Source organism: Acidovorax sp. IB03, from assembly GCF_016406015.1.
Classification (GTDB): Bacteria; Pseudomonadota; Gammaproteobacteria; order Burkholderiales; family Burkholderiaceae_C; genus Acidovorax; species Acidovorax temperans.
On record NZ_JAEFCH010000002.1, the window covers coordinates 73321 to 98813 of the forward strand.

Sequence of the window (25493 nt, forward strand, 5' to 3'; positions counted from 1 at the left end):
GTGGCGGTCATGGCCATTCTTGCCGTCAACGCGGGCTCGTCCTCGCTCAAGTTCTCCCTGCACCCGCTGCGGCTCGGGCAGGTGCAGCCGAATGTGCTCAGCGGCAACATCGAAGGCCTGGAGCCCGGTGGCCAGCCCGAGATGGCCTGGACCTTTGCCGGCCAGCCGCGCCGCGAGGCGGTGAGCGGCCCGGGCGAGACGCCTTTTGTGCAGGCCCTGGCCCGCCTGCGCGAACTGCTGGCAGGCCTGGAGGGCGCGCCCCCCATCACGGCCGTGGCGCACCGCGTGGTGCATGGCGGCGAGGATTTTCGCGATAGCGTGCTTGTCACCGATGCGGTGCTCGAACGCCTGGCGCGCCTCAACTCCCTGGCGCCGCTGCACCAGCCGCACAACCTGGCGGGTATCCGTTCGTTCCGCCAGGCCTTTCCGGCGCTGCCGCAGGTGGCCTGTTTCGACACGGCTTTCCACGCCGGCCTGTCCGAGGTGGCCAGCGCTTTTGCCCTGCCGACCGCTCTGACCGAACAGGGTGTTCGGCGCTATGGCTTCCATGGCCTGTCGTACCACTACATCATGGACACGCTGCAGGAGCGCTCGCCGCGCGCGCAGGGACGCGTGCTCATGGCCCACCTGGGCAACGGCGCCAGCCTGTGCGCGGCCCGGGCCGGGCGCAGCGTGGCCACCACCATGGGTTTTTCGGCGCTTGACGGTCTGATGATGGGCACGCGCAGCGGCACGCTCGACGCGGGTGTGCTGCTCTACCTGATGGAGCAGGGCTGGGACCATGACCGCATCCAGAAGCTGCTCTACAAGCAGAGCGGCCTGCTCGGCGTCTCGGGCATCTCGGCCGACATGCGCCGCCTGCGTGCCGACGGCAGCGCGGCGGCGCAGCGCGCCATCGACCAGTTCATCTACCGCGTGGTGCGCGAGTCGGGCGCCATGGCGGCCAGCATGGGCGGGCTGGATGTGCTGGCCTTCAGCGGCGGCATCGGCGAGAACGATGCTGCCCTGCGCACCCAGGTGTGCGACCAGCTCGGCTGGATGGGGGTGCGCATGGACGCAGCGCGCAATGCCGGTGTGCCGGGTGACGCGGCCCATGCGATCCATGCCGAGGGCAGTGCCGTGGAGGTCTGGGTCGTTCCGACCGACGAGGGCCGCGTGGCCGCACGCGAGGCGGCCCGCCTGCTGCACCCGGCTGACGATGCCGGTGCGATGGAAAACAATCGATAAAAGTGGCTATGTCGATTGCTGGTCAAGCGCTGATAGCTATTTAATTCATAGCATCTTGGGTCGCACTGTGCAGGCGGCCGCGCCCGTCGGTCTTGGCCTCGTAGAGTGCCCTGTCGGCCCGTGCCAGCAGTGGCTGAATGCTGGTGTCATCAGGCCGCAGCACGGCCAAGCCAGCGCTGAAATCGATCTCCAGGCCCAGTTCGGCAGGGGCCGCCTGCCGCAGGCGCTGGCGCAGCCGCTGGTCGAGCGGCGCGCCGGCCGATGCGTCGCTGTGCAGCAGTAGGCAGAACTCCTCGCCGCCCAGGCGCGCGGCCAGGTCGCCGTCGCGGCGCGTTTCCTTGAGCAGGCGGCTGAACAGTTGCAGAGCGCGGTCGCCCACCTCATGGCCATGGGTGTCGTTCACCTGCTTGAAATGGTCCAGATCGAGCATGAGGGCGGTGGGCGGCAGGTCATGGCGCCGGGCGTGCGCCAGCATGGCCTGGGCGCGCTTCTCGAAGCCACGCCGGTTGGGCAGGCTGGTCAGTGCGTCGGTCACGGCGAGTTCGCGCAGCTTGATCTCGGCTTCGTCGCGCCAGGCCACCAGCATGGCGATGGTGTTGAGCACCACCGTCACGCAGGCGCCCAATGCAAAGGCCAGGTTGACCGGATGGGGTGTGCGAAAGCTGGGGTACTGGTCGGTGAAGGCACCCACGATGCCACGTGCCAGAGTCAGGCCCGCCATGGTCAGCATGCTGACGAAAATCAATCTGCGCCAGCCCGTCTCTGCGGGCCGCTGGGGTTGCAGCGTGGCGCGTGCCACCAATAGCGTGACCGCAGCCAGCAGGGTGTTGGCCCAGCCCACGCGGATGGCATAGCTGCCGAAGCTCGAAAAATAGCCCAGCGGCGTGGCCACCACGAGCACCAGCAGCAGGCGCGGCCAGGGCCGGGGGCCCAGCCATCCGGCGAGCGCACGGTAGTTCATCCACTGCGCCGCCGACCCGCAGCCGATGGAGACCGTGGACAGGATGCGGTCGGCCAGTGTGGCAGGAACGTAGGTGGATGCGATGATGGCCGCCCAGGCCAGGGCCTGCAACAGCAGGCTGGCCTGCACGTAGCGGGCGGATGCGCTGATGTTCCGACCCATGATGAGCGGCAGCGATGCCGAGATCATGAACAGGCTGATGGCCGTGGTGGCCAGCAGGGTCAGAAAATCCAGCTGCATGGCTCTGGATTATTGGAAAGCCACCTCGGCAAAGCTGCGCAGCTTGCGGCTGTGCAGGCGGGCCATGCCTTCGGCGCGCAGCATTTCCAGCGCGCGGATGCCGATGCGCAGGTGCTGGTCCACGCGCTCGCGGTAAAAGTGGTTGGCCATGCCGGGCAGCTTGATCTCGCCGTGCAGGGGCTTGTCGCTCACGCACAGCAGGGTGCCGTAGGGCACGCGAAAGCGAAAGCCGTTGGCCGCGATGGTGGCGCTTTCCATGTCCAGCGCCACGGCGCGGCTTTGGCTGAAGCGGCGCTGGGGCTGGTTGTCGGGCAGCAATTCCCAGTTGCGGTTGTCGGTGCTGGCCACGGTGCCGGTGCGCATGATGCGCTTGAGGTCGGCACCGCTCACGCCAGTCACGCCTGCCACGGCGGATTCAAGGGCGAGCTGAATCTCGGCCAGCGCGGGGATGGGCACCCACAGCGGCAGTTCTTCGTCCAGCACATGGTCTTCGCGCACATAGCCGTGGGCCAGCACGTAGTCGCCCAGCTGCTGGCTGTTGCGCAGGCCCGCGCAGTGGCCCAGCATGATCCAGGCGTGCGGGCGCAGCACGGCGATGTGGTCGGTGATGTTCTTGGCGTTGGCCGGGCCCACGCCGATGTTGACCATGGTGATGCCGCTGTGGTCGGCGCGCACCAGGTGGTAGGCGGGCATTTGCGGCAGGCGCGGGGGCGGGGCTCCCAGTTCGTCGCCGGGCTCGGCGCTCAACCCCACACGGCGCGTCACCACGTTGCCGGGTTCGATGAAGGCGATGTATTCGCTGTCAGGCTTGGCCATTTCTTCATGGCCCAGGCGCACGAATTCGTCGATATAGAACTGGTAGTTGGTGAACAGCACAAAGTTCTGGAACGCGCGCGGCGAGGTGCCGGTGTAGTGGCGCAGGCGGTGCAGCGAATAGTCCACGCGCGGTGCGGTGAACAGCGACAGGGGCTGCGCCTCGCCGGGCTTGGGCTCCCAGGTGCCGTTGGCAATGCCGTCGTCCATGGCGGCCAGGTCGGGCAGGTCGAACACGTCGCGCATCAGCGTGCGGCGCTCGACGCTCATCTGGCCTTCCACATGGTCGTGTTCGCTGAACGAGAAGTGCACCGGGATGGGCTGGTGGCTGGTGCCCACTTCCAGTTCCACGCCATGGTTGTGCAGCAGCAGCTGGAATTGCTCCAGGTAGTACGCGTGGTACAGGTCGGGGCGCGTCAGCGTGGTCTCGAACCGGCCGGGCCCGGCCACAAAGCCATAGGCCAGCAGGGCCACGTCGGGGTGGGGCTTGGCGCGGGCCACGGTGTCCGTCTGGATGCGCACATAGGGGTAGCACGCGCGTACGCGGCTGGGCAGGGTTTCGCCCGCCACAAAGCGCTGCATGTGGTCGCGTAGCAGACCGATCTGGTGGTTGTAGATGTGGTGCACCTGGGCCAGGGCCGATTCGGCCGTGGTGTGGCGGGTGGGGGCGATGAAAGCAGAGGATGTGGGGGCCATGGCGCTATTGTCCACAAGCTTTCTGACAGGCCGTAACAAGCTGCCAGAATGGCGAAAGGCACCCGCGGGGTGCAGGAGCGGGCATGCAGGATTTGCAGGGTTTTTATGCCGCGCTGGCCGTGCTGGCCAGTGCTTTGGGCTGTGGGTTGCTGATGGGCATTGAGCGCGAACGCCGCAAGGGCAGCGGGCCACACCGCGCCTTGGCAGGGGTGCGCTCGTTCACGCTGGCCAGCCTGTCGGGGGCGGCAGCGGCGCTGTCGGGTTCGGTGGCCCTGCTGGGGGCTGGTGCCGCGTTTGTGGCCGCGCTGGGCGTGGTGGCCTATGCCCGCGACCGCTCGGAAAACCCTGGTGTTGCCACCGAAATCGCCCTGCTGCTGGCCTACCTGATTGGCGTGCTGTGCGCCAGTGACCGCCTGCTGGCCGCCGCCCTGGCCGTGATGGTGACGGGCCTGCTGGCGCTGCGGGCGCCCCTGCACGAATTTTCAAACCACTGGCTGCAGCCAGGCGAGGTGCGCAGCGGCCTGGTGCTGGCGGCGCTGGTGCTGCTGGTGTTCCCGCTGGTGCCCAACCAGCCGCTCATGCAGGGGCTGCTGAACCCGCAGGTGGTGTTCCGCCTGGTGATCGTGCTGCTGGTGATCCAGTCGCTGGCGCACGTGGCGCGGCGGCTGATGCAGGCACGCCAGGCCGTGGTGCTGTCGGCCCTGGCTTCCGGGTTTGTTTCCAGCACGGCCACCATTGCCAGCCTGGGCATGGACGTGCGCGCTGGCAAGGCGCCCGCCCGCGCGCAGGCTGCGGGGGCGGTGCTGTCTTGTGTGGCCACGGCGCTGCATGTGCTGGTGGTGGCGGCCACGGTGCAGCCGCATTGGCTGGCGCACCTGGCGCTGCCTGCGTTGGCTGGGGCCGGGGTGGCGGCCATTTGGGGCTTGTGGCTGCTGTGGGGTGCGGCCGACCAGTCCACCGCCAAAGCGCCGCTGCAGGCCGATGCGCCCATGTTCAAACTGCGCGACGTGGTTTTGATCACCCTGCTGCTCACCGGCATTCAGGTGGGCGTGGCATGGCTGGAGCGCACCCAGGGCAACGCCGGGATGATGGCAGGCGCCTTGCTGGCCGCGCTGGCCGATGTGCACGCTGCCGCTGCGGCGGTGCTGATGCACGCCCTGCCCACCGAGCCCGAGGCCGTGGGCGTGGAACGCGCCTTGATGGCGGCGCTGCTGGTGCACGCGGTGAGCAAAAGCGTGGTGGCCTGGGTGAGCGGCGGCGGCGCTTACGCGCTGGCGGTGGCGCCGGGGGTGCTGGCGCACACGCTGGCATTCGTGGGGGTGCTGGTACTGGTCTGAAAAGCGTGGGGCCGGATAATCGGCCCCATGACCTCCAAAGAAAACCAAGCCAGCACGGACTTCAGCACGCTGGCGCTGAGCCCTGCCACGTTGGCGAACCTGCAGCAGCTGGGCTACACCACGATGACCCCGATCCAGGCGGCCAGCCTGCCCCCTGCGCTGCTGGGCAAAGACCTCATCGCCCAGGCCAGCACCGGCAGCGGCAAAACCGCCGCGTTTGCCCTGGCCCTGCTGGCCAACCTCAACCCCCGCCGCTTTGCGGTGCAGGCCCTGGTGCTGTGCCCCACGCGTGAACTGGCCGACCAGGTGACTGCCGAGATCCGCCGCCTGGCGCGGGCCGAAGAAAACATCAAGGTCGTGACCCTGTGCGGTGGCGTGCCGCTGCGCGGGCAGATGCTGAGCCTGGAGCACGGCGCACACATCGTGGTGGGCACACCCGGCCGCGTGATGGACCACCTGGAGCGCCAGCACCTCACACTCGAAGCGCTCAACACCCTGGTGCTGGACGAAGCCGACCGCATGCTGGACATGGGCTTCTTCGACGACATCGTGACCGTGGCGCGCCAGTGCCCCAAGGAGCGGCAGACCCTGCTGTTCTCGGCCACCTACCCCTTGGCAATAGCCAAGCTCAGCGCCCAGTTCATGAAGCAGCCCGTGCAGATCACGGTGCAGGCCCAGCATGCCGAGGGCAAGATTGAGCAGCGCTGGTACGAGGTGAAGAACAGCGAGCGCCTGCACGTGGTGTCGCAGCTGCTCAACCACTTCCGCCCCGAATCATCCATCGCGTTTTGCAACACCAAGCAGCAGTGCCGCGACCTGGTAGGCGTGCTGCAAGCCCAGGGCTTCAGCGCGCTGGCGCTGTACGGCGAGCTGGAACAGCGCGAGCGCGACCAGGTGCTGGTGCAGTTTGCGAACCGCAGCTGCTCGGTGCTGGTGGCCACCGATGTGGCCGCGCGCGGGCTGGACATTGCCAACCTGGCCGCCGTCATCAACGTGGACGTGACGCCCGACCCCGAAGTCCACATCCACCGCATTGGCCGCACCGGCCGGGGCGATGCGCAAGGCCTGGCGCTGAACCTGGTCAGCATGGACGAGATGGGCTATGTGGGCAAGATCGAGGTGCTGCAAGGCCGCGAATCCACCTGGTTCCCTCTGGCCGACTTGAAGCCCACGGGCAACGGCCCGCTGGTGCCCCCCATGGCCACCATCCAGATCGTGGGTGGGCGCAAGGAAAAAATTCGCGCCGGCGACGTGCTGGGCGCGCTGACGGGCGACATGGGCTACACCCGCGAGCAGGTGGGCAAGATCAACGTGAACGACTTCTCCACCTATGTGGCGGTGGACCGCGCCATTGCCGCGCAGGCCGCGGCGCGCCTGAACAGCGGCCGCGTCAAGGGCAAGAGCGTGAAGGCGCGGTTGATCGAGGACGAGCGCGGCTGACATCTCTGGCGACCGGCGCAGTCGTGGCGTTGACAGCTGCCCCGCCCGGTGGTCGCTACCATCGTCGCTCCTGAACCGTGGAGCCCGCATGCACGCCCCTCTTGCGATCAAGCAACCCGCACGCTGGCGTGTCATCGTGGCGGGCATTTGTGCGCTCATCCTCACGGTGGGGCTGGCGCGCTTTGCCTACACGCCCATGCTGCCCATCATGCGCGAGCAGGCGGGCCTCACGCACTGGGCGGCGGGGTGGCTGGCCACCGTCAACTATGCCGGCTACATGGCGGGCACCTTGCTCGCAGCCTCTATCAACGACCTGGGGCGCAAGTACCTGATCTACCGCTGCGGCCTGGTGATTGCCATGGTCAGCACGGCGGCGATGGGCTGGACAGACAGCGTGCCCGTCTGGTCCGTGCTGCGGTTTGTGGCGGGGTTTTCCAGCACGGCGGGGCTGCTGCTGGCGTCGGGCCTGGTACTCAACTGGCTGATTCGGCAGGGGCACCGGCCGCAGCTGGGGCTGCACTTTGTGGGGCTCGGCTTGGGCATCGCCGTCTCTGGCGTGGCGGTGGCGGCCCTGGTGCAAGGCTTGCCGTGGGACCGCCAGTGGCTGGGCCTCGGGTTGCTCGGCATCGCCTTTTTTGGGCCCGCATGGCTTTGGATGCCGCCGCCAGTGCCCGTGCAGCCTGCAGCCGCTCAGGCTGCATCCACATCCACCACACCGCCCCGGCGCTGGATGTGGCTGCTCATCGCCGCCTACTTTTGCGCAGGCTTTGGCTTTGCCATGGGCGCCACGTACACGGTGGCCATCCTGGTCAAGCTGCCTTTGCTGGCCGACAAGGGCGGGTGGGTGTGGGTGATTGTGGGGCTGGCGGCAGCGCCGTCGTGCTTCCTGTGGGACCGCGTGGCGGATGCAGTGGGGCAGGTCCGCGCGCTGATGATGGCTTTTGGCTTGCAGATGGTTTCCGTCCTCATGCCCATCGCCACCGACCACGCTTGGCTCAACGTGGGCGGTGCCATGCTGTTTGGGGCCACCTTTGTGGGCATCGTCAGCCTCACGCTCACCCTGATCGGGCGCTGCTTTCCGGCCAACCCGGCCAAGGCCATGGCGCGGATGACTCTCAGCTACGGCGTGGCCCAGATCATTGCGCCCGCCATGGCGGGGTACATCGCCACGGCCAGTGGCAGTTACCACGGGGCTCTGGTGGTCACGGCGCTGGTCATGGGCTGCGGTGTGGTGGCGTTGCAGGCACTGATCCATGAAGAAAAGCGTGCAGCCCACCAGGCGGCTGGCGCCCGTTGAGGGCGAATGCCGCCTGCGGTGCCTTCTCGCTGGCGGCACAATCGCACGCTCTACCTTGATGGACAAAGAGGCTTTTCTTGATCGCTGTATTGCAACGGGTGCGACAAGCCCGCGTGGAAGTGGACGGTGCCGTGGTGGGCACCATTGGCCCTGGTTTGCTGGTGCTGGTGTGCGCCGAGCGGGGTGACACCGAGGCCGAGGCCGACAAACTGCTGGCCAAAATTCTCAAGCTGCGCATCTTCAGCGACGACGCGGGCAAGATGAACCGCAGCGTGCAGGATCTGGACGGGCAGGGCGCCTGTGGCGGCCTGCTGCTGGTAAGCCAGTTCACCCTGGCGGCAGATACCACCGGCGGCAACCGCCCCAGCTTCACCCAGGCCGCAGCGCCCGACGAGGGCCGCAGGCTGTACGACTACGCCGTGGCCCAGGCCCGCAAGCTGCACCCCGAGGTGGCTACCGGCCAGTTTGCGGCCGACATGCAGGTGCACCTGGTCAACGATGGGCCGGTGACCATTCCGATGCGGATCGCGCCAGCGGCCACGGTTTAGTATCAAATTGATAGCTGCTAGCGCTTGCCGGATAAGCGCTGGAGCCTGATTTTTCTCAAATCAAGCTGGTTTGCAACGATGCGTTGGCTAAAGGCCGCAGTCGCGCATTGTCCAGCAGCTCTGCCAGCCGCGCGCCCTTGGCCTGCCACTCATAAACCACGTTTTCTGCCAGCAATACGTAGTGCCATGGCGGGCCGCCGCGCTGCTCGGGTGTGAGGGCGTTGATGCGCTCACACCACGCCAGCGCGGCCTTGAGCTTGCGCTGCACGTTGGGGTGCGCGGTTTGCTGCTGGGCTTTGGTCTCCGCCAGGTACACCGCATCCGCCGTGCGCACCAAAAAGTCGGGCGAGTAGAACGCGGGCAAGCCGTCTTCCTTCACATAGCGCAGCCGGGCAAAGGTGTGGCGGTTGTCGTGTATAAAGGCAAACACCGCATCACGGTGCTCCTCGGGCATAAACAGATCGGCAAACTTGAACACATCGGAAGTGCTGAAGTCCCGCGAACTGGTGTCCGCTACCAGCTTCCCGCAAAAGGCGTCCAACAGTCGCTCGTACGCAATCAGCCCCGGCGTCACCACCATGAACAGGCGGGTAAAGCGCGCATCGTCCCGCCCCTCGGCCAGGGCGGCGTTTTTGTTCAGCAGCTGCCAGATCAACAGCGCCTGCAATACCCAGGTTTTACCCGTGCCGGTGGCCATCTTGAAGCAGTACTTGGGGTGCGCGTGTTTGGCCGCCGACACCTCCGCCACCCGGTTCCCCGCCAGCAGCGCATCGGGCGCTACATGTTGGTACAAGGCCAGCAGCGTGGCCGCACCCAGCACCTTGTGCGCCACAATGGCATTCAGGATGGCTTGCTTTTGCCTGGCATGAAAATTCAGCCTGCTGCGCGCCGCCACCATGTCTTCGCCAAACCACCACCACCGCAGCAGCTCGGCGGCGCCATGTTCAAGCCCCAGCGCCAGCGCGTTGGTGCGGGTGGTAAGGCGGCGGAGAGGGCCAGGGGAAATTCGTTGTTCAAAGCCATGCGGCAATCCGGGTCTGCCTACAATTGTGGTAATTCAAGAAAGGAATGCAATGTCCACCATTTCTGTTCGCATCGACGAGGCCCTGGTTGATGCTGCCCGCGCCGCCGCGAAGGCGGAATTTCGCACTGTGCAGGGGCAGGTCGAGTTCTGGGCCAAGGTGGGCCGGGCCGCGCTGGACAACCCCGATCTGCCCGCCTCCTTCATTGCCGAAAGCCTGATGGGCCTGGCCGAGCCCCGCGAAGACGCCACACCCTTCGTGCCGCGCAGCACCGTCGCCGGGCGCCCCGCATGAGCTGGGAAGTGCGCCAAACCCGGCGCTTTGCCCGCACCTACAAGAAGCTGACCAACGCCACGCTGATTGCCGACACCGACGCGGCGGTGGCCACCGTGGCGCAAGACCCCGATGTAGGTGAGCGCAAAAAAGGCGACCTGGCGCAACTGTGGGTGCACAAGTTCCGCAGCAACGGCCAGCTATACCTGTTGGGCTACACGCGCGAAGACGCTGTGCAGCTGGTTTATCTGGAAGCGCTGGGACCACACGAGAATTTCTATCGGGATGTGAAGCGCTGACACTTATTCACCAGTCTTCACGCAGCATCATCCACCATGGTCACCATTTCGGTTTCAAAGCCAAATACATCCACCATGTGCAGCGCGTCGGCATCGTTGGCGGTGTTGCCCGGTGGCTCTGTCAATCAATCGGTCTTCATCATGAGCAGGTCATTGATGAGGAGCTCGATGTTCTTTTTGATGGATCCCTCGGTCGCAAGGCGCACCCGAGTGGCACCCAAGGGCGAGTCGGAAAAACCAGCGGTAAACGGTGCGCGGATCAGCCGTGAGTACACCTCTTTGCCGGTTTTGGTATCGACGACGGTGTATTTGATGGATGACGTCACGGTCATGTCAAAACCAAAAGCAGGCTGTTCCAGTTGGTTCAGGTCAGCCGTCAGCCGGTATTTGCTGGCAGACAGTACGCGCTCGAAAACACCGGCGTTTGCCAAAGAGTCCTCCAGCGCGCTGCGGAAGGCGTCGCTGGCCACCTGTGAAACCCACAGCGGATTGGTTTCCCGGCCGCCTGTTACATCGGCTACGGCAATGGCGTTTTTCAAAGCGGCGGGCGCTGTGCGTTGGGTGGTGTAGACGCTCATGTTGCTGACCGCTGCGGGCGTGGCGCAGCCTGCCAGCAAGGCCAGCAGCACCGTGCTGGCTACCAAGTGAGGGATTCTTTTCGTCATGCTGCGCATTTCTTGGTGGTGGATGTCGCCTCGATCGCGTCGTATTCACCCTTCAGCCGTGACAGTTCCGCCTCTTGCTGCTTGGTGCCGCCCAGCGCGAAGAGCGCAGGCCAAAAAAGAATCATGCCGACGCCAGCGATCGCTTTGTCGTTGCTGGCAGCTTCATCCAACCGGCCAGTGAGTTGGTTGACGCGACCGCTGATGCGCATGGACTCTGCGCGCAGTTGATCGCAGTCGTAGTTGGCGTACTGCATGGGTGATACATAGCTGGATGCAACATCTTTGCCCGCCGTGGCGCAGGCGGTCAGGATGCCGCTGGCGACCAGAGCGGCGATGGATTTGCTGAAACGAATCATGAGAACTCTCCGGGGAAAACAGGTGACTGCCTTGGCTTGCGAAGGGCGGTAGTGCTTCTTTTTTCAATCGTTTAGACAACAAACGATTGAATTAATAGTACAACAAAGAGTTCAATGCAAATTCAACCGAAATTTAACGTTTCGGCATGGACCAGAAGTTGGAATTTGCCGAACGCCTGCAAGCCGCCATGCGCGCCGCAGGGCTGGAGCCGCGCCCGGCGGTGCTGCTCAATTTGTTCAATGCCAACTATTGGGGGCGGTCAGTGACTTTTCAGGCCGTGTCGCGTTGGTTGCGCGGTGAGTCCATTCCAGCACAAGACAAGTTGATCGTGTTGGCCCAGGTGCTCAAGGTCGAGCCGGAGGTGCTGCGCTTTGGCGGCACGGTGCGCAAGTCGGTGCGGGAGCACCACCAGCGCTGGCAAGAGGGCGTGGGCTATCTGGAGCGTGAGACGTTTGACGCGTTTTTGCAGCTGCCCGCCCCGCAGCGCAAGCTGATCCGTGAGGTGATTTTGACGTTTGCCAAAGTGCATTCGCCAGATGCGAGCGCGCCCGCTGACCAGGCGGGCGATTGATGGAACTTCAAATTTGATAGCTGCCTGCGCTTGCCAGATAAGCGCTAGAGCCTGATTTGGTTTGTAGCCTACTCACTGCCGCCAGAAGAACAGCCCGGCCATCACCAGCCCTGTGACCACGATGCCAGCACGCAGCCAGGGGGCGGGAATGCGCCGTGCTACGCGCGCGCCGCCGTAGCCGCCTGCGGTGGCGGCCACCATCATCATCAGCGCTTGGGGCCACTGCACCACGCCGCCTGCGGCGTAGATGACCACGGCAATGGCCGTGAGCAGGGCCGAGACCCAGTTCTTCAAGCCGTTCATGGCGTTGAGCTGCGTTTGCCCCAGCAGCCCGAACAAGGCCAGCAGCAAGATGCCCAGCCCGCCGTTGAAATAGCCGCCATAGGCCGCCACCGCCAACACGCCCACGGTGGCTTTGGCGGTAGACGGCTTTCCGCCCGCCAGCATGGAGCGCAGTTGCGGACCGAAGGCAAACATCGCCGTGGCTGCCAGCAGCAGCCAGGGCACCACGCGGCGGAAGGTGGCATCCGGCGTGATGAGCAACAGCGCCGCGCCCGCCGCACCGCCTATGAGCGACAGCACCACCAGCAGCCGCATCGACAGCCCCGGTGGCGGAGCCGTGTCTTCACGAAAGCCCCAGGCGCCGGCGATGTAGCCGGGCAGCAGGGCCACGGTGCCGGTGGCATTGGCCACCACGGGCGGCACGCCGGTGAAGACCAGGGCGGGCAGGGTGAGGAAGCTGCCGCCTCCGGCCACAGCATTGAGTGCACCGGCCACAAACGCGGCAGCCAGCAACAGGGCGCTATCGAACATGTCTTCTCCAGGGGCAGATGGGCGGTGGCGCTGCTTTGGCGCCAGATGGCTGGATCTTAGGAGAGTTGCCACCCGCCCCGGGCCTTGAGGCGGCGCAGCGGGCGTAAAGGTGTTTTGCTCAAAAAGGTGGGGATGCGGCCGGGTGCGCAGCGCCTTTTGAGCGGCTTCTTACACCCGCTGTTTGCCCAGCTTGCGGCTGAGGGTGCGACGGTGCATGCCCAGGCGGCGCGCGGCTTCAGAGATGTTGAAGTCGCTCTCGGCCAGCACTTCGTGGATGCGCTCCCATTCCAGGGTCTTGATGGAGCTGGAGCGGTTGGTCAGCTCTACCTCGGTGTTGCCTTCCTGCAGGGCAAAAGCGGCTTCGATGTCGTCGGTGTTGGACGGCTTGGCCAGGTAATGCCCCGCGCCGAGCTTGATGGCTTCCACCGCCGTGGCAATGCTGGCAAAGCCGGTCAGCACCACGATGCGCATTTGCGGGCTGTGCGCGTGCAAGGCGCGTACGCAGGCCAGGCCGTTGGCTTCGCCCTTGAGCTTGAGGTCTACCACCGCGTACTGCGGCGTGTGCACGGCCAGCAGTTCTTCCATGCGGGCGATGCCCTCGGCGTGCAGCACCTGATACCCGCGCCGCTCGAACGAGCGCGCCAGCGTGCGGGCAAACGCTTCGTCGTCTTCCACGATCAGCAGCAGGCGGTCAGTGTCCATGGTCTTCCGAGTCGGTGTCTTGCAGGGTGATGGCAGCCAGCGAAAGCGTGATGGTGACTTCGGCGCCGCCTTCGGGGCGGTTGCGTGCCACCACGCTGCCGCCCAGGGTGCGCGCCACGTTCATCGACAGGAACAGCCCCAGGCCGCCCCCCGGCCGCCCCTTGGTGGACTGGTAGGGCGTACCGATGTGGCGCAGCACGGCGGCCGAAAAGCCGGGGCCCCGGTCGGTGACCACGATTCGCAACGCATCGGCATCGCACTGCGCCTGCAAGCGCACCCAGTGCGGCGATGCATCCCGGGCATTGTCCAGCACATTGAAAACCATTTGCTCCAGGGTGGCATCGGCCACCATGGGGCTGTCGCCTTCCAGCAGGTTGTCGTAGACGAAGGTGTCCACCGAGCGCGTGGCGCGCCAGTCTTGCACCAGGGTGTCCAGAAACTGGCGCACGGTGGTCTGGCTCGACGATTCGCCGCGCGCCTCGCCGGCAGACAGCAGGATGCCGCTGACGATGGTCTTGCAGCGCTTGACCTGGGCTTCCATCTCGGCAATTTCTTCCTGCAGCACCGGGTCCTGCGTCAGCGCGGGGATGCGCTTCCAGTCGCCCAGGATCACGGCCAGGGTGGCCAGCGGCGTGCCCAGTTCATGCGCGGCGCCCGATGCCAGCAGCCCCATGCGCACGATGTGTTCTTCTTCTGCCGCGCGCTGGCGCACGGCGGCCAGGCGGACATCGCGCCGGCGCAGGTTGTGGCTGATGCGGGTGATGAACACCACCACCAAAATGGCGTTGAGCATGAAGCACACCAGTAGGCCCAGCACGTAGGGGCTGGCCCAGCCGTCATGCACATTGGTGGCCAGGGGCAGGGGCTGGCTGTGTTGCGCCAGCAGCACCACGCAGGCCGATGCCACCACCACGATGGACCAGATGTAGCCACCGCGCAGCAGCATGGCCCCCACGGCAATCTGCAGCAGGTACAGGAACACGAAGGGGTTGCCGATGCCGCCACTCAGGTACAACTGGGCGGTGAGGGCGGCCACGTCGATCAGCAGGCCGATGAACAGCTCCACATCGTGCACGCCCCGGCGCGTGCGCCAGCGCAGCAGGCTGGCAATGTTGAACACCACCATGCCGGCCACGATGGACAGCATGGCCTGCAAAGGCAGCGGCAGGCCCAGGCTGTAGTGGGTGGCCTGGATGGTGAGCAGCTGCCCCACCACGGCAATCCAGCGCAGCTGGATGAGCTGGTGCAGGTTGCGCAGCCCGGCCGAGGTGTTGGCCGAGCTGGCTCTGCTCACGGGCTGCTGGAGGGCTTTAGAGAATGTGCTGCGGTTCATGGGTGGTGTGGCTGCGATAGGCCGCACGCAGCCTGGATTCATAGCGTGCCACAACCACCGCAGCCCCCACCACCATCAGTGCCAATCCAAACCAGGTCAGCGCATACACCAGGTGGCTGTTGGAAAAGCGCACCACCGTCAGCCCCTCGCGCGGCCAGGGGCCGCTTTGCGCCGGGGGCAGGTCGGCCGACGCGGGGGCTTTGAGCGAAGGCAGGCCCGCGTCCACAAAGAAAGGCGCTGGGCGTGCCAGCTGCAGCGCCTGCGCAATGGCCGCTACATCGCGCGAATGCCAGCGCTGCTGCGCAGGGTCGTTGCTGCGCAGAAAGCCGCCGCCGGGCTCGCTCATGCGCAGCAGGCCCACCACGGTGGCGGGTGTGCTGGCAGATGTATCGGCACCTGCTCCGCCTTGCCAGCGCGCGCGTTGGTCCTGGGGCACAAACCCGCGGTTGACCAGCACCTGGGTGCCCTCGCTGGTTTGCAGCGGGGTCAGCACCCAATAACCGGCGCCGAGGGCTGTGGTGGCCTGGGTGAGCACGGTCTTGTCGGCCAGCCACTGGCCTTGCAGGCGCACGGGCTGGTATTCATATGCCGCAGCCGTCACTTCAGGCCATTGCACAGGCGGGGGTAAGGGCTGGGGCGGGGCCTTCAGGCGCTGGTCCACGCGCTCGATGAGGTCGAGCTTCCAGGACAGGCGTTGCACCTGCCATGCGCCCAGCGCCACAAAGCCCAGAAAAAGGGCGATGCCCACCGCAGTGAGCATCGCCAGGATCAGCGGGGAATGCGGGCGCCGGGGCAGCGCTGCAGCGTGTGCCACGGCCACCTCCCGCGTCAGGGCGCCGTGTGGTGGGTGCCGCCAGCGGCAGGGGCCTGCTGCCCGGCGGGGGCGATCTGCGGATGGTCGGGCATCATGTTCGCGTTCATGTGGAACATGACCCACAGCGTGCCCGCAATCGCGATGGCCACGAACACCACGGTGAAGATGGTGGACAGCATGGTCCAGCCGCCTTCGATCTTGCCGTTCATGTGCAGGAAGTACACCATGTGCACCACGATCTGCACGACGGCAAAGGCGCCCAGCACCAGCACGGCGGTGTTGCGGTCGGCAATCACCTTGGCCATGACCAGCCAGAACGGAATGGCTGTGAGGATGATGGACAGGATGAAGCCCGTCATGTACCCCGACAGCGTGCTGTGCGGGCCGTCGTCGTGGTGGTCGTCATGCCCGCCGTGGCCGTGGGCTGCGTGGGTTGTGTGTTGTGCGCTCATTTACAGCACCCCCATCAGGTACACAAAAGTGAAAACGCCGATCCAGACCACGTCCAGAAAGTGCCAGAACATCGACAGGCACATGAGGCGACGGTTGTTCTCGGGGATCAGGCCGTGCTGCTTGATTTGAATCATCAGCACCACCAGCCAGATCAGACCGAAGGTGACGTGCAGCCCGTGCGTGCCCACCAGCGTGAAGAAGGCCGACAGGAAGGCGCTGCGCTGGGGCGTGGCGCCCTGGTGGATCAGGTGGTAGAACTCGTACAGCTCCAGGCCCAGGAAGCACAGGCCGAACAGGCCGGTGATGGCCAGCCACAGCAGGGTGCCGTTCACATCCTTTTGCTGCTTGCGCAGCATGGCAAAGCCGAAGGTGATGGACGACAGCAGCAGGAAGGCCGTGTTGATGGCCACCAGCGTCAGGTCAAACAGCTGCGCGCCGGTGGGGCCTGCCGCGTAGCTGCGGCCCAGTACGCCATAGGTGGCAAACAGGGCGGCAAAGATGAGGCAGTCGCTCATCAGGTACAGCCAGAAGCCCAGGGCCGTGCCGTTTTCGGGATGGGGCTCGTGCGCGAGGTGGTACTCGCGCGGGGCCAGGGCGCCTGCGGCGGCGCCAGCGTTAAGGCGAAGTTCAGACATGGCGTGCCAGTTGGAGTGTGCGGGCTTCTTCGGTGGCCTTCACTTCGGAGGCCGGGATGTAGAAGTCACGCTTGTAGTTGAACGTGTGGATGATGGAAGCCAGCAACAGCGCTGCGAACGACGCGCCCGCCAGCAGCCACATGTGCCAGATCAGTGCGAAGCCGAACACCAGTGAAAGGCCCGAGATCACGACACCTGCGCCGGTGTTGGCAGGCATGTGGATGGGCTGGAAGCCGGTGAGCGGACGCTGGTAGCCGTGCTTCTTCATGTCCCACCAGGCGTCAATTTCGTGCACCACGGGGGTGAAAGCGAAGTTGTAGGCAGGTGGAGGCGACGAAGTGGCCCATTCCAGCGTGCGGCCGTCCCAGGGGTCGCCGGTCACGTCCCGCAACTGGTCGCGTTTGAGGTAGCTGACCAGCAGCTGCATCAGGAAGCAGCCAATGCCGGCCGCGATCAGGCCTGCGCCGATGGCGGCGATGATGAACCAGATCTGCAGGGACTGGTCTTCAAAGTGGCTGACGCGGCGGGTAACGCCCATCAGGCCCAGCACATACAGCGGCGTGAATGCGACCCAGAAGCCCACCACCCACAGCCAGAAGGAGCGCACGCCCCAGGTGCGGTCGAGCTTGTAGCCGAAGGCCTTGGGGAACCAGTAGCTGATGCCGGCGAACATGGCAAACACCACGCCGCCAATGATCACGTTGTGGAAGTGGGCGATCAGGAACAGGCTGTTGTGCAGCACGAAGTCGGCTGGTGGCACGGCCAGCAGCACACCGGTCATGCCGCCGATGGCGAACGTCACCATGAAGGCCACGGTCCACATCATGGGCAGCTCAAAGCGGATGCGGCCCTTGTACATGGTGAACAGCCAGTTGAAGATCTTCGCCCCCGTGGGGATGGAGATGATCATGGTGGTGATGCCGAAGAAGGTGTTCACGCTCGCCCCCGAACCCATCGTGAAGAAGTGGTGCAGCCACACCAGGTACGACAGGATGGTGATACACACCGTGGCGTACACCATGGAGGTGTAGCCGAACAGGCGTTTGCGGCAGAAGGTGGCCACCACTTCGGAGAACACGCCGAACGCGGGCAGCACCAGGATGTACACCTCAGGGTGGCCCCAGATCCAGATCAGGTTCACGTAGAGCATGGGGTTGCCGCCCAGCTCGTTGGTGAAGAAGTTGGTGCCCACGTAGCGGTCCAGCGACATCAGCACCAGAGCGGCCGTCAGCACGGGGAAGGAGGCCACGATCAGCGCGTTGGTGCACAGGGCAGTCCAGGTGAAGACGGGCATCTTCATCAGGTTCATGCCGGGCGCGCGCATCTTGATGATGGTGACGATCAGGTTGATGCCCGAAAGCGTGGTGCCCACCCCGGCAATCTGCAGTGCCCAGATGTAGTAGTCCAGCCCCGTGCTGGCGCTTTGCGAGCCCAGGTTGGACAGTGCCAGCCAGCCGGAGGTGGAGAACTCACCCAGGAACAGGGACACCATCACCAGCACGGCGCCAGCGGTGGTCATCCAGAAGCTGAAGTTGTTCAGGAACGGGAACGACACGTCGCGCGCACCGATCTGCAGCGGCACGAGGTAGTTCATCAGGCCGGTGACCAGCGGCATCGCCACGAAGAAGATCATGATCACGCCGTGGGCGGTGAAGATCTGGTCGTAGTGGTGCGGCGGCAGGTAGCCCATGTTGTCGCCAAAGGCCATGGCCTGCTGCAGGCGCATCATCACGGCGTCGGCAAAGCCGCGCAGCAGCATCACCAGGCCCAGGATCATGTACATGATCCCGATCTTTTTGTGGTCGATGCTGCAGATCCAGTCGCGCCAGAGGGTGCCCCACAGGCGGAACTTGGTGATCAGCGCCATCACGGCGATGCCGCCCAGCACGACGGCAATGAAGGTCCACAGCACGATGGGCTCGTGCGCCATGGGCACGGCGTCCCAGCTCAGGCGGCCCAGTGCCCAGTGGGCAGGAGTTGCGTTTTCAGGGGTCATAGCGAGGCTCATTGACGGATGCCGGCGCCGGAGGTTTGCGCCGGTGCATTGCGGGTTTCAAGCGCGGCCACCACTTGGGCGGCGTTCTGTGCGGTGCACACGTCCTGGGGCAGGTTCAGGCCGGCTGCGCGCATGTAGGCCTCACCACCCAGGGAGTCGATGGCCATCATGTGGTGCATGCACATCTTTCCGTCCTCCACGCAGCGGTTGAGCACCTTGTCGTACAGGCCTTCTTCCACCGAGGCAAAGCGCTGCACGGGGTCGCGCTCGCTGGGCTTGGCCAGGTTCAGGTAGGTGGCCTTGTCCAGGGGCTTGCCTTCGGCCTTGGCTTTTTGCACCCACTGGGCGAAGTCTTCATTGCTCAGGCCATGGAACTTGAACGTCATGCCCGAGAAGCCGGCGCCGCTGTAGTGCGACGACATGCCGTTGAACACGCCTGGCTTGTTGATCACCGCGTTCAGCTCGGTCTGCATGCCGGGCATGGCGTAGATCATGCCGGCCAGGTCAGGCACGTAAAACGCATTCATGGTGGACGTGGCCGTCAGCTTGAACAGGATGGGGCGGTCCACCGGCGCGGCCAGCTCGTTCACCGTGGCAATGCCTTGCTCGGGGTAGAAGAACAGCCACTTCCAGTCCATGGCGACTACCTGCACTTCCATGGGCTTCACGTCGGCTGGCAGCGGGCGCTGTGCGTCGATGCGGTCCAGGGGGCGGTAGGGGTCCAGCTTGTGGGTGCCGATCCAGGTGAGCGCACCCAGGGCGATGATGATCATCAGGGGCACAGTCCAGATCACCAGCTCCAGCGTGGTGGAGTGGTGCCACTCGGGGTCGTACTCGGCTTCGGTATTGCTCTGGCGGTATTTCCAGGCAAAAAACAGCGTGAGTGCGATCACCGGCACGATGATGATGAGCATCAGCAAGGTGGCGGTAATGACCATCTGGCCCTGCTGGGCGGCAATGTCACCAGCCGGGTTCAGGACAACGGCCTTGCTGCAACCGGCCAGGCCGGTTGTCAGTGCGATCGCTGCCAGCCCGGCGGGCCTGCGGAGGTTTTGGGTGTTCAACATGCGAAGAGCGCGACAAAGGCGCGTTTAGGTGTAAACGCGAATGACTGAGGGTTCGCAATGTAGTACGGCTAGCGAATTTGTCGATTGGACATTTTGTCCAACATCAAAGGCGCCCGACTGTTTTTCACTCTTTCGCAGGAATCTTGATCTGCCGCAGTGCCGAGAACGACATGCGCAATCAGGGTTTTCCTACGCGCAGCCTAGCGAAACCTCACTTGTGGCGCGGCAGGGTGGCGTGTAGAACGGAGCCGTATCACTTGCTTGAGGAGCGTCAATATGTACAGCCCAGGTTCTGCGGCACTGCCTGTTCCAGGCTTTGAAAGTTCGGTCTCCCTCGCACGTGCCCACACCGACGAGGACGTCACCCCTGGTGAGATCGCGGTGGGGGTCATCATTGGGCGTTCGTCTGAATATTTCGACTTTTTTGTCTTTGGTATCGCCAGCGTGCTGGTGTTTCCCTCGCTGCTCTTCCCGTTTATGTCGCGGCTTGACGGCACGTTGATGGCATTTGCCATCTTTGCGCTGGCTTTTGTGGCCCGCCCGGTGGGCACGGCCATTTCCATGGCAGTGCAGCGGCGCTGGGGCCGGGGCACCAAGCTCACGCTGGCGTTGTTCCTGCTGGGCGCTTGCACGGCGGGCATGGCGTTTTTGCCCAGCTATGCCTCGGTGGGCAGCACGGCCATCGTGGCGCTGGTCATCTTGCGCATTGGCCAGGGGCTGGCGCTGGGCGGCACCTGGGACGGCCTGCCCTCGCTGCTGGCCATGAGTGCACCCCAGGAGCGGCGCGGTTGGTTTGCCATGATCGGGCAGCTGGGCGCGCCAGTGGGCTTTGTGCTGGCTGCCAGCTTGTTTGCCTACCTGTACGGCAGCCTGAGCACGGCAGAGTTTCTGGACTGGGGCTGGCGCTATCCCTTCTTCGTGGCCTTTGCCATCAACGTGGTGGCGCTGTTTGCCCGCCTGCGTCTGGTGGTGGGCCAGTCGTACGCCGAGCTGCTGCAGCAGCGTGAGCTGCAACCCGTGAGCGTGAGCCAGGTGGTGCGCGATGAAGGCGGCAATGTGCTGATTGGCGCGTTTGCCGCGCTGGCCAGCTTTGCGCTGTTTCACCTGGCCACGGTGTTCCCGCTGTCATGGATCGTCATGTATTCCGAACAGTCCATTACCGAGGTGCTGAGCGTGCAGATCGTCGGTGCCTTCCTGGCGGCGGGGGCGATCATGCTGTCGGGCTGGCTGGCCGACCGCATCGGGCGGCGCAATCTGCTGGGCGCGATGGCAGTGTTGATCGGCTTGTTCAGCTTTGCGGCGCCCTGGCTGCTGGGCGCCGGGTCTGCGGGCAACAACGTGTTCCTGCTGGTAGGTTTTGTGCTGCTGGGGTTGTCGTACGGGCAGGCCTCGGGCACCGTCACTGCCAATTTCTCGGCCCAATACCGCTACACGGGCGCAGCCTTGTCGGCCGACTTGGCCTGGCTGCTGGGCGCAGGTTTTGCGCCGCTGGTGGCGCTGGGGCTGTCGGCCAAGTTTGGTCTGGGCGCCGTGTCGGTGTACCTGCTGTCGGGGGCGGTGTGCACTTTGGCGGCGTTGCGCATCAACCGGTGGATTGAGCGGCGCGAGTCTTGAAAAGTGCCGTCACCCATCGCCTCTGGCGCGGTGGGTGACGGGCGATGGGCCTATTCTTTGGGCCTTGAGTTTCGGGTTACTTGGCGTACGGGTCCGCAAACCCCAGCTCTTGCATGATGGCGGTTTCGTAAGACTCCATCTCGTCCGCGTCTTCCGCACTGGTTTCATGGTCCCACCCCTGGGCGTGCAAGGTGCCGTGCACCAGCAGGTGGGCGTAGTGCTCTTCCAGGCTCTTGTTCTGATCCTCCGCCTCGCGCGCCACCACGGGCGCGCACAGCACCAGGTCGGCCGTCACCACGGGTTCCTGCGTGTAGTCGAAGGTGAGCACGTTGGTGGCGTAGTCTTTCTTGCGGTATTCGCGGTTGAGCTGCTGCCCTTCCTCGGTGCCCACAATGCGCACGGTGATTTCCGCGTCGCTCGACAAGGCGTGGCGAATCCAGCGCGTGACCTTGTGGCGCGGCAGCACAGCGCGGTGTTCCGCCACGCCATCAAACTTGCCAAATTGCAGGGACAGCGAGAGTTGGTTCAGAGTCATATTGGCACCTGGCGCTTATCCAATAAGCGCAAGCAGCTATCAAATTAATAGTAAAAATAATCAACTACGCGCTGCCAGGGCCCGGCGGGGCGCATCGTACGCATCCACAATGCGCGCCACCAGCGGGTGGCGCACCACGTCGGCGCTGGTGAAGCGGGTGATGGCAATGCCCTTGACGCGCTTGAGCACGCGCTCGGCGTCGATCAGGCCGCTCATGGCACCCTTGGGCAGGTCGATCTGGCTTACGTCGCCTGTGACCACCGCGCGCGAGCCAAAGCCGATGCGGGTCAGGAACATCTTCATCTGTTCGGGCGTGGTGTTTTGCGCCTCGTCCAGGATCACAAAGGCGTTGTTCAGCGTGCGCCCGCGCATGAAAGCCAGCGGGGCAATTTCAATGGCGTTGCGCTCAAACGCCTTTTGCACCTTGTCGTGGCCCATCAATTCATACAGGGCGTCGTACAGCGGGCGCAGGTAGGGGTCCACCTTCTGTGCCAGGTCGCCCGGCAAAAAGCCCAGGCGCTCGCCGGCCTCCACCGCCGGGCGCGTCAGCACAATGCGCTGCACCGAGCTGCGCTCCAGGGCATCCACGGCGCTGGCCACTGCCAGATAGGTCTTGCCCGTGCCCGCGGGGCCAATGCCAAAGGTGATGTCGTGGGTGGCAATGTTCTGCAGGTACAGGCTCTGGGTGGCAGTGCGCCCGCGCAGGTCGGCCCGGCGGGTGCTCAGCACGATGGCGTCCTCGGGCGCGTCCAGCAGGTCGCTGTCGCCGGCCAGCATCAGCTGCAGGTGGTCTTCCGGGATGGGGCGCTCGGCAATTTCGTACAGCGCCTGCAGCAGCTCCATCGCCTGCGTGGCCTTGGCCTTGGGGCCGTCCACCTTGAACTGCTCGTGCCGGTGGGCAATGCCCACGCCCAAGGCCACCTCGATGGTGCGCAGGTGCGCGTCCGCCGGGCCACACAGGTGGGTCAGGCGGGTGTTGTTGTGCGGGAGGAAGGTGTGGCGCAGGATCACGCTGATAATTCCAGTCGGCAAAAAAGCCAATGACGGCAAAAACGAGGGCGCCACCCGCATCGGGATGCGGCGGCGCCAAAGGACTCCAATGATAGGCAAATTGACCGGCACCCTGCTAGAGAAGAATCCCCCCGAGGTGCTGCTGGACTGCCACGGCGTGGGTTACGAGGTGAATGTGCCCATGAGCACGTTCTACAACCTGCCCGCCGTGGGCGAGCGCGTCAGCCTGCTCACGCAGTTCATCGTGCGCGAGGACGCTCAACTGCTCTACGGTTTTGCCACGGCCCCGGAGCGCCAGGCATTCCGCGAGCTGATCAAGATCTCCGGCGTGGGCCCGCGCACGGCGCTGTCCATTCTGTCGGGCATGGGCGTCGCTGACCTGGCCCAGGCCATCACCCTGCAGGAAGCCGGCCGCCTGGTGAAGGTGCCCGGAATCGGCAAAAAGACCGCTGAGCGCCTGCTGCTCGAACTGAAAGGCAAGCTCGGTGCCGACATCGGCGCCCCCACCCACGCCGCCAGCGATGCGCAGGCGGACATCCTGCAGGCACTGTTGGCGCTAGGCTACAACGACAAAGAAGCTGCCGCAGCCCTCAAGGCATTGCCCGCCGATGTGGGGGTGAGTGACGGGATCAAGCTGGCGCTGAAGGCCCTGGCACGCTGATAATTGTTGCCCGGGGCGCTTCAACAGTGGATCGGTGTGCATGCATCGTTGCCGATATCAGGCCAGCGAAATACGTGGCCTAGCGATTCGCGAAGCGCATCCCCGGAAGTGGTCCAGGCGGCGGCCAGGATGCTCCACGGTAAGTTTTGAACCAAGGAACTTCAATGACAAAAATTTCAATCAAACGCTGGGCGGGAGCCCTGACCGCCGCGGCAGCATTGCTGGCCGGTTGCGGTGGGGGAGAGAGCAGCGAAGTGGCTACAACAGCCAAGACCGACGCGATCACAGCCGTGGAAGGCCGTATGTTGCCTGAAACGGCGGTGCAGGATGTGTCCCCTGTGAAGTCACGCAGCGTGACTGCCGCCCCCAAGGCTGCACGGGTCAGTCTGGGCGAACTGTCGATGGCCAAGGTTGAAATGTCGGCCCCCGGCACACCGCGCTTGGTAGGCCAGGCGCGTGATGTGCAGGCCACCAAGTCTGCGGCAGCCATGCAGTCTCTGTGGCAATGGAAAAACACCGCCGTGGGTGGCAAGGTGGCTGCGATCAGCTTCAATGCCGAAGGTGCTTATGGACTGCGGTTGGGTGTACTGGTTAAACAGTTGCCAGGTAGCGCTACTGTGCGTGTTTACACCCAATCTGCTCCAGACAAAGTGTTCCAGATCTCTGGGCAAGCCATTCTGCAATTGATCGAACGCAATCAGGCAGCAGGCGACCAGAGTGACGCTGCTCGCACCTGGTGGACCCCCGATACAGGGGAGGGCGAGGCTACCTTGGAAGTGGAACTGCCACCCGGGGTCGCCGCAAGCGCGCTGGACATTGCAGTGCCTCAGCTGTCGCACATTTTTGAGAATCTCTCCCTGCCCACGGCTCAGGAGTACCAGGAGCAAGTCGAGGCGGCGAAGATCAATGAATCGGCCTCCTGTAACCTGGACGCTACCTGTTACAGCAACAACGCTCAGGAGCGTAATTCTGTGGCTCGGATGTTGTTCACCCAGGGTGGGGGCTCTTACCTGTGCACAGGTACGTTGATGAACGATACACAAACTTCGTTCAAGCCGTACTTTCTGACAGCGAACCATTGTTTCTCCACGCAAACCGTGGCGTCCACTCTGGAAACACGTTGGTTCTATCGTTCACCCACATGCAATAGCGGTACTTTGCAGGCCTCGAGCGTTCGCCGGACGGGTGGCGCGCAGTTGTTGTACGCAAGCGGCAATACGGATACGGCCTTCATGCTCCTCAATGACACGCCACCCACAGGGGTTTGGTTTGCGGGTTGGAGTGCGAATACGGTTGCCTCCGGTACATCTGTCGTTGGATTGCACCATCCCAGCGGCGACTTGCTCAAGATCAGCTTCGGTACGATCAATGGCCAATCGAATTGCCAACCCACGACAGGTGGTGGCTTCCAGTGCAGTGGTACGTCTGGTAATTACTACCGCGTGACTTGGAGTCAAGGCACAACCGAGGGTGGTAGCAGTGGATCCGCAATATTCCGTGATGGTTATGTGGTGGGTACCCTGTACGGAGGAGGCGCGACTTGCACAAATCGGTCAGCCTCTGACTTCTATGGCCGTTTTGACGTTGCGTTTAATGCAGCCATTAAAACGTGGCTAAACCCTGCAACTACTCCAGCGCCCACACCGGCTGGTGGCCGCGCGGCGGTATACCGCTTCTACAACACAATCACGGGCACGCATTTCTTTACCGTGAGTGCCGCAGAACGCGACTTCATTATTCGGACTTATCCACAGTTCAACTACGAAAACGTGGCGTTTTACGCTTATGCGGACGCGGCTAATGGCCGGAGTCCTATCTTCCGCTTTTACAACAACGCCACGGGTACGCATTTCTTCTCCGCGAGCGTTGCCGAGCGGGACTTCGTAATCGCTACTTATCCCCAGTTCCAATACGAAAACATCAGCTGGTATGGGCAGGCTACTAGTGGTTCTGGCACCTCGCCTATTTATCGTTTCTACAACCCGACCAGTGGGGCGCATTTCTACACTATCAGCGCAGCAGAGCGGGATTTCGTGATCCAAACATACAAGGACTTCCAGTATGAAGGCCCTATGTACTACGCTTGGACCACAGCCCAGTAAGCGTCCCCTGC

At 64.3% G+C, this 25493-nt stretch carries 26 protein-coding genes; 11 read left to right on the top strand and 15 right to left on the bottom strand.

The window, feature by feature from the left end; all coding sequences use genetic code 11:
* Nucleotides 1–9: 9 nt before the first annotated feature.
* Entirely contained in the window at nt 10–1227 is a 1218-nt protein-coding gene (locus tag IHV84_RS01420; protein ID WP_142082303.1) for an acetate/propionate family kinase, read from the top strand.
* Nucleotides 1228–1267: 40 nt separating this feature from the next.
* On the opposite strand, the gene IHV84_RS01425 is transcribed toward IHV84_RS01420, so the two are convergent.
* Nucleotides 1268–2428: a GGDEF domain-containing protein gene (locus IHV84_RS01425; RefSeq protein ID WP_198845514.1), complete on the bottom strand. Its 1161-nt coding sequence runs from the start codon at nt 2426–2428 to the stop codon at nt 1268–1270.
* A 9-nt stretch (nt 2429–2437) separates the two neighbouring features.
* The gene (locus IHV84_RS01430) at nt 2438–3937 is read right to left on the bottom strand and encodes an AMP nucleosidase (protein WP_198845515.1); all 1500 of its coding nucleotides are present in this window, start codon (nt 3935–3937) and stop codon (nt 2438–2440) included.
* Between the two features lie 83 nt (nt 3938–4020).
* On the opposite strand from IHV84_RS01430, the gene IHV84_RS01435 reads away from it, so the two are divergent.
* From IHV84_RS01435 to dtd, 4 genes are all read left to right on the top strand, one after another.
* Nucleotides 4021–5274, top strand: coding sequence for a DUF4010 domain-containing protein (locus tag IHV84_RS01435; protein ID WP_198845516.1), 1254 nt, complete (start codon nt 4021–4023; stop codon nt 5272–5274).
* A gap of 27 nt (nt 5275–5301) precedes the next feature.
* Nucleotides 5302–6714 (top strand): ATP-dependent RNA helicase DbpA, encoded by a 1413-nt coding sequence (dbpA, locus tag IHV84_RS01440; RefSeq protein WP_198845517.1) that lies wholly within the window; start codon nt 5302–5304, stop codon nt 6712–6714.
* Between the two features lie 88 nt (nt 6715–6802).
* Nucleotides 6803–8011 (top strand): YbfB/YjiJ family MFS transporter, encoded by a 1209-nt coding sequence (locus tag IHV84_RS01445; protein ID WP_198845518.1) that lies wholly within the window; start codon nt 6803–6805, stop codon nt 8009–8011.
* Nucleotides 8012–8088: 77 nt separating this feature from the next.
* Entirely contained in the window at nt 8089–8559 is a 471-nt protein-coding gene (gene dtd, locus IHV84_RS01450; RefSeq protein ID WP_198845519.1) for a D-aminoacyl-tRNA deacylase, read from the top strand.
* Nucleotides 8560–8614: 55 nt separating this feature from the next.
* Here dtd and IHV84_RS01455 read toward each other — a convergent pair whose 3' ends face one another.
* On the bottom strand, nt 8615–9589 hold the full coding sequence (locus IHV84_RS01455; RefSeq protein ID WP_198845520.1) for a DEAD/DEAH box helicase family protein: 975 nt from the start codon (nt 9587–9589) through the stop codon (nt 8615–8617).
* 43 nt (nt 9590–9632) lie between these two features.
* Between IHV84_RS01455 and IHV84_RS01460 the strand changes: the two genes are divergently transcribed.
* Both IHV84_RS01460 and IHV84_RS01465 read left to right on the top strand, forming a co-directional pair.
* The gene (locus IHV84_RS01460; protein ID WP_066787173.1) at nt 9633–9875 is read left to right on the top strand and encodes a ParD-like family protein; all 243 of its coding nucleotides are present in this window, start codon (nt 9633–9635) and stop codon (nt 9873–9875) included.
* On the top strand, nt 9872–10153 hold the full coding sequence (locus tag IHV84_RS01465) for a type II toxin-antitoxin system RelE/ParE family toxin (RefSeq protein ID WP_066787174.1): 282 nt from the start codon (nt 9872–9874) through the stop codon (nt 10151–10153). Before IHV84_RS01460 ends, IHV84_RS01465 begins: the two co-directional genes overlap by 4 nt.
* Nucleotides 10154–10278: 125 nt before the next feature.
* On the opposite strand, the gene IHV84_RS01470 is transcribed toward IHV84_RS01465, so the two are convergent.
* Together IHV84_RS01470 and IHV84_RS01475 are read right to left on the bottom strand one after the other, a co-directional pair.
* Entirely contained in the window at nt 10279–10818 is a 540-nt protein-coding gene (locus IHV84_RS01470) for a hypothetical protein (RefSeq protein ID WP_156445217.1), read from the bottom strand.
* Nucleotides 10815–11174, bottom strand: a complete 360-nt coding sequence (locus IHV84_RS01475) for a hypothetical protein (RefSeq protein WP_066787178.1) — start codon at nt 11172–11174, stop codon at nt 10815–10817. The genes IHV84_RS01470 and IHV84_RS01475 overlap by 4 nt, the downstream gene beginning before the upstream one ends.
* 146 nt (nt 11175–11320) lie before the next feature.
* Between IHV84_RS01475 and IHV84_RS01480 the strand changes: the two genes are divergently transcribed.
* Nucleotides 11321–11746, top strand: coding sequence for a helix-turn-helix domain-containing protein (locus IHV84_RS01480; RefSeq protein ID WP_066694963.1), 426 nt, complete (start codon nt 11321–11323; stop codon nt 11744–11746).
* Between the two features lie 72 nt (nt 11747–11818).
* Here IHV84_RS01480 and IHV84_RS01485 read toward each other — a convergent pair whose 3' ends face one another.
* From IHV84_RS01485 to cyoA, 8 genes are all read right to left on the bottom strand, one after another.
* Entirely contained in the window at nt 11819–12559 is a 741-nt protein-coding gene (locus IHV84_RS01485; RefSeq protein WP_198845521.1) for a sulfite exporter TauE/SafE family protein, read from the bottom strand.
* A 168-nt stretch (nt 12560–12727) separates the two neighbouring features.
* A complete protein-coding gene (locus IHV84_RS01490) occupies nt 12728–13261 on the bottom strand; it encodes a response regulator transcription factor (RefSeq protein ID WP_044395609.1) in 534 nt (177 codons plus the stop codon).
* Nucleotides 13251–14594, bottom strand: a complete 1344-nt coding sequence (locus tag IHV84_RS01495) for an ATP-binding protein (protein WP_198845522.1) — start codon at nt 14592–14594, stop codon at nt 13251–13253. The genes IHV84_RS01490 and IHV84_RS01495 overlap by 11 nt, the downstream gene beginning before the upstream one ends.
* Complete coding sequence (locus tag IHV84_RS01500) at nt 14572–15354, bottom strand: SURF1 family protein (protein ID WP_198845614.1); 783 nt, start codon at nt 15352–15354, stop codon at nt 14572–14574. The genes IHV84_RS01495 and IHV84_RS01500 overlap by 23 nt, the downstream gene beginning before the upstream one ends.
* 68 nt (nt 15355–15422) lie before the next feature.
* On the bottom strand, nt 15423–15860 hold the full coding sequence (gene cyoD / locus IHV84_RS01505) for a cytochrome o ubiquinol oxidase subunit IV (protein ID WP_142082291.1): 438 nt from the start codon (nt 15858–15860) through the stop codon (nt 15423–15425).
* Nucleotides 15861–16496 carry a cytochrome o ubiquinol oxidase subunit III gene (gene cyoC, locus IHV84_RS01510; protein WP_044395617.1) on the bottom strand — a complete coding sequence of 212 codons (636 nt, stop codon included), beginning with the start codon at nt 16494–16496 and terminating at the stop codon, nt 15861–15863.
* A complete protein-coding gene (gene cyoB / locus IHV84_RS01515; protein ID WP_198845523.1) occupies nt 16489–18492 on the bottom strand; it encodes a cytochrome o ubiquinol oxidase subunit I in 2004 nt (667 codons plus the stop codon). The genes cyoC and cyoB overlap by 8 nt, the downstream gene beginning before the upstream one ends.
* 8 nt (nt 18493–18500) lie before the next feature.
* Entirely contained in the window at nt 18501–19559 is a 1059-nt protein-coding gene (gene cyoA / locus IHV84_RS01520; protein WP_198845524.1) for a ubiquinol oxidase subunit II, read from the bottom strand.
* Nucleotides 19560–19835: 276 nt separating this feature from the next.
* Between cyoA and IHV84_RS01525 the strand changes: the two genes are divergently transcribed.
* Nucleotides 19836–21173, top strand: a complete 1338-nt coding sequence (locus IHV84_RS01525) for an MFS transporter (protein WP_198845525.1) — start codon at nt 19836–19838, stop codon at nt 21171–21173.
* Between the two features lie 76 nt (nt 21174–21249).
* Here IHV84_RS01525 and ybeY read toward each other — a convergent pair whose 3' ends face one another.
* Together ybeY and IHV84_RS01535 are read right to left on the bottom strand one after the other, a co-directional pair.
* Nucleotides 21250–21708, bottom strand: a complete 459-nt coding sequence (ybeY, locus tag IHV84_RS01530) for an rRNA maturation RNase YbeY (protein WP_198845526.1) — start codon at nt 21706–21708, stop codon at nt 21250–21252.
* 60 nt (nt 21709–21768) lie between these two features.
* On the bottom strand, nt 21769–22719 hold the full coding sequence (locus tag IHV84_RS01535) for a PhoH family protein (RefSeq protein ID WP_066784519.1): 951 nt from the start codon (nt 22717–22719) through the stop codon (nt 21769–21771).
* An 88-nt stretch (nt 22720–22807) separates the two neighbouring features.
* Here IHV84_RS01535 and ruvA point away from each other — a divergent pair, with 88 nt between their 5' ends.
* On the top strand, nt 22808–23380 hold the full coding sequence (gene ruvA, locus IHV84_RS01540; protein ID WP_198845527.1) for a Holliday junction branch migration protein RuvA: 573 nt from the start codon (nt 22808–22810) through the stop codon (nt 23378–23380).
* Between the two features lie 164 nt (nt 23381–23544).
* Nucleotides 23545–25482 (top strand): trypsin-like peptidase domain-containing protein, encoded by a 1938-nt coding sequence (locus IHV84_RS01545; RefSeq protein ID WP_198845528.1) that lies wholly within the window; start codon nt 23545–23547, stop codon nt 25480–25482.
* Nucleotides 25483–25493: the final 11 nt, after the last annotated feature.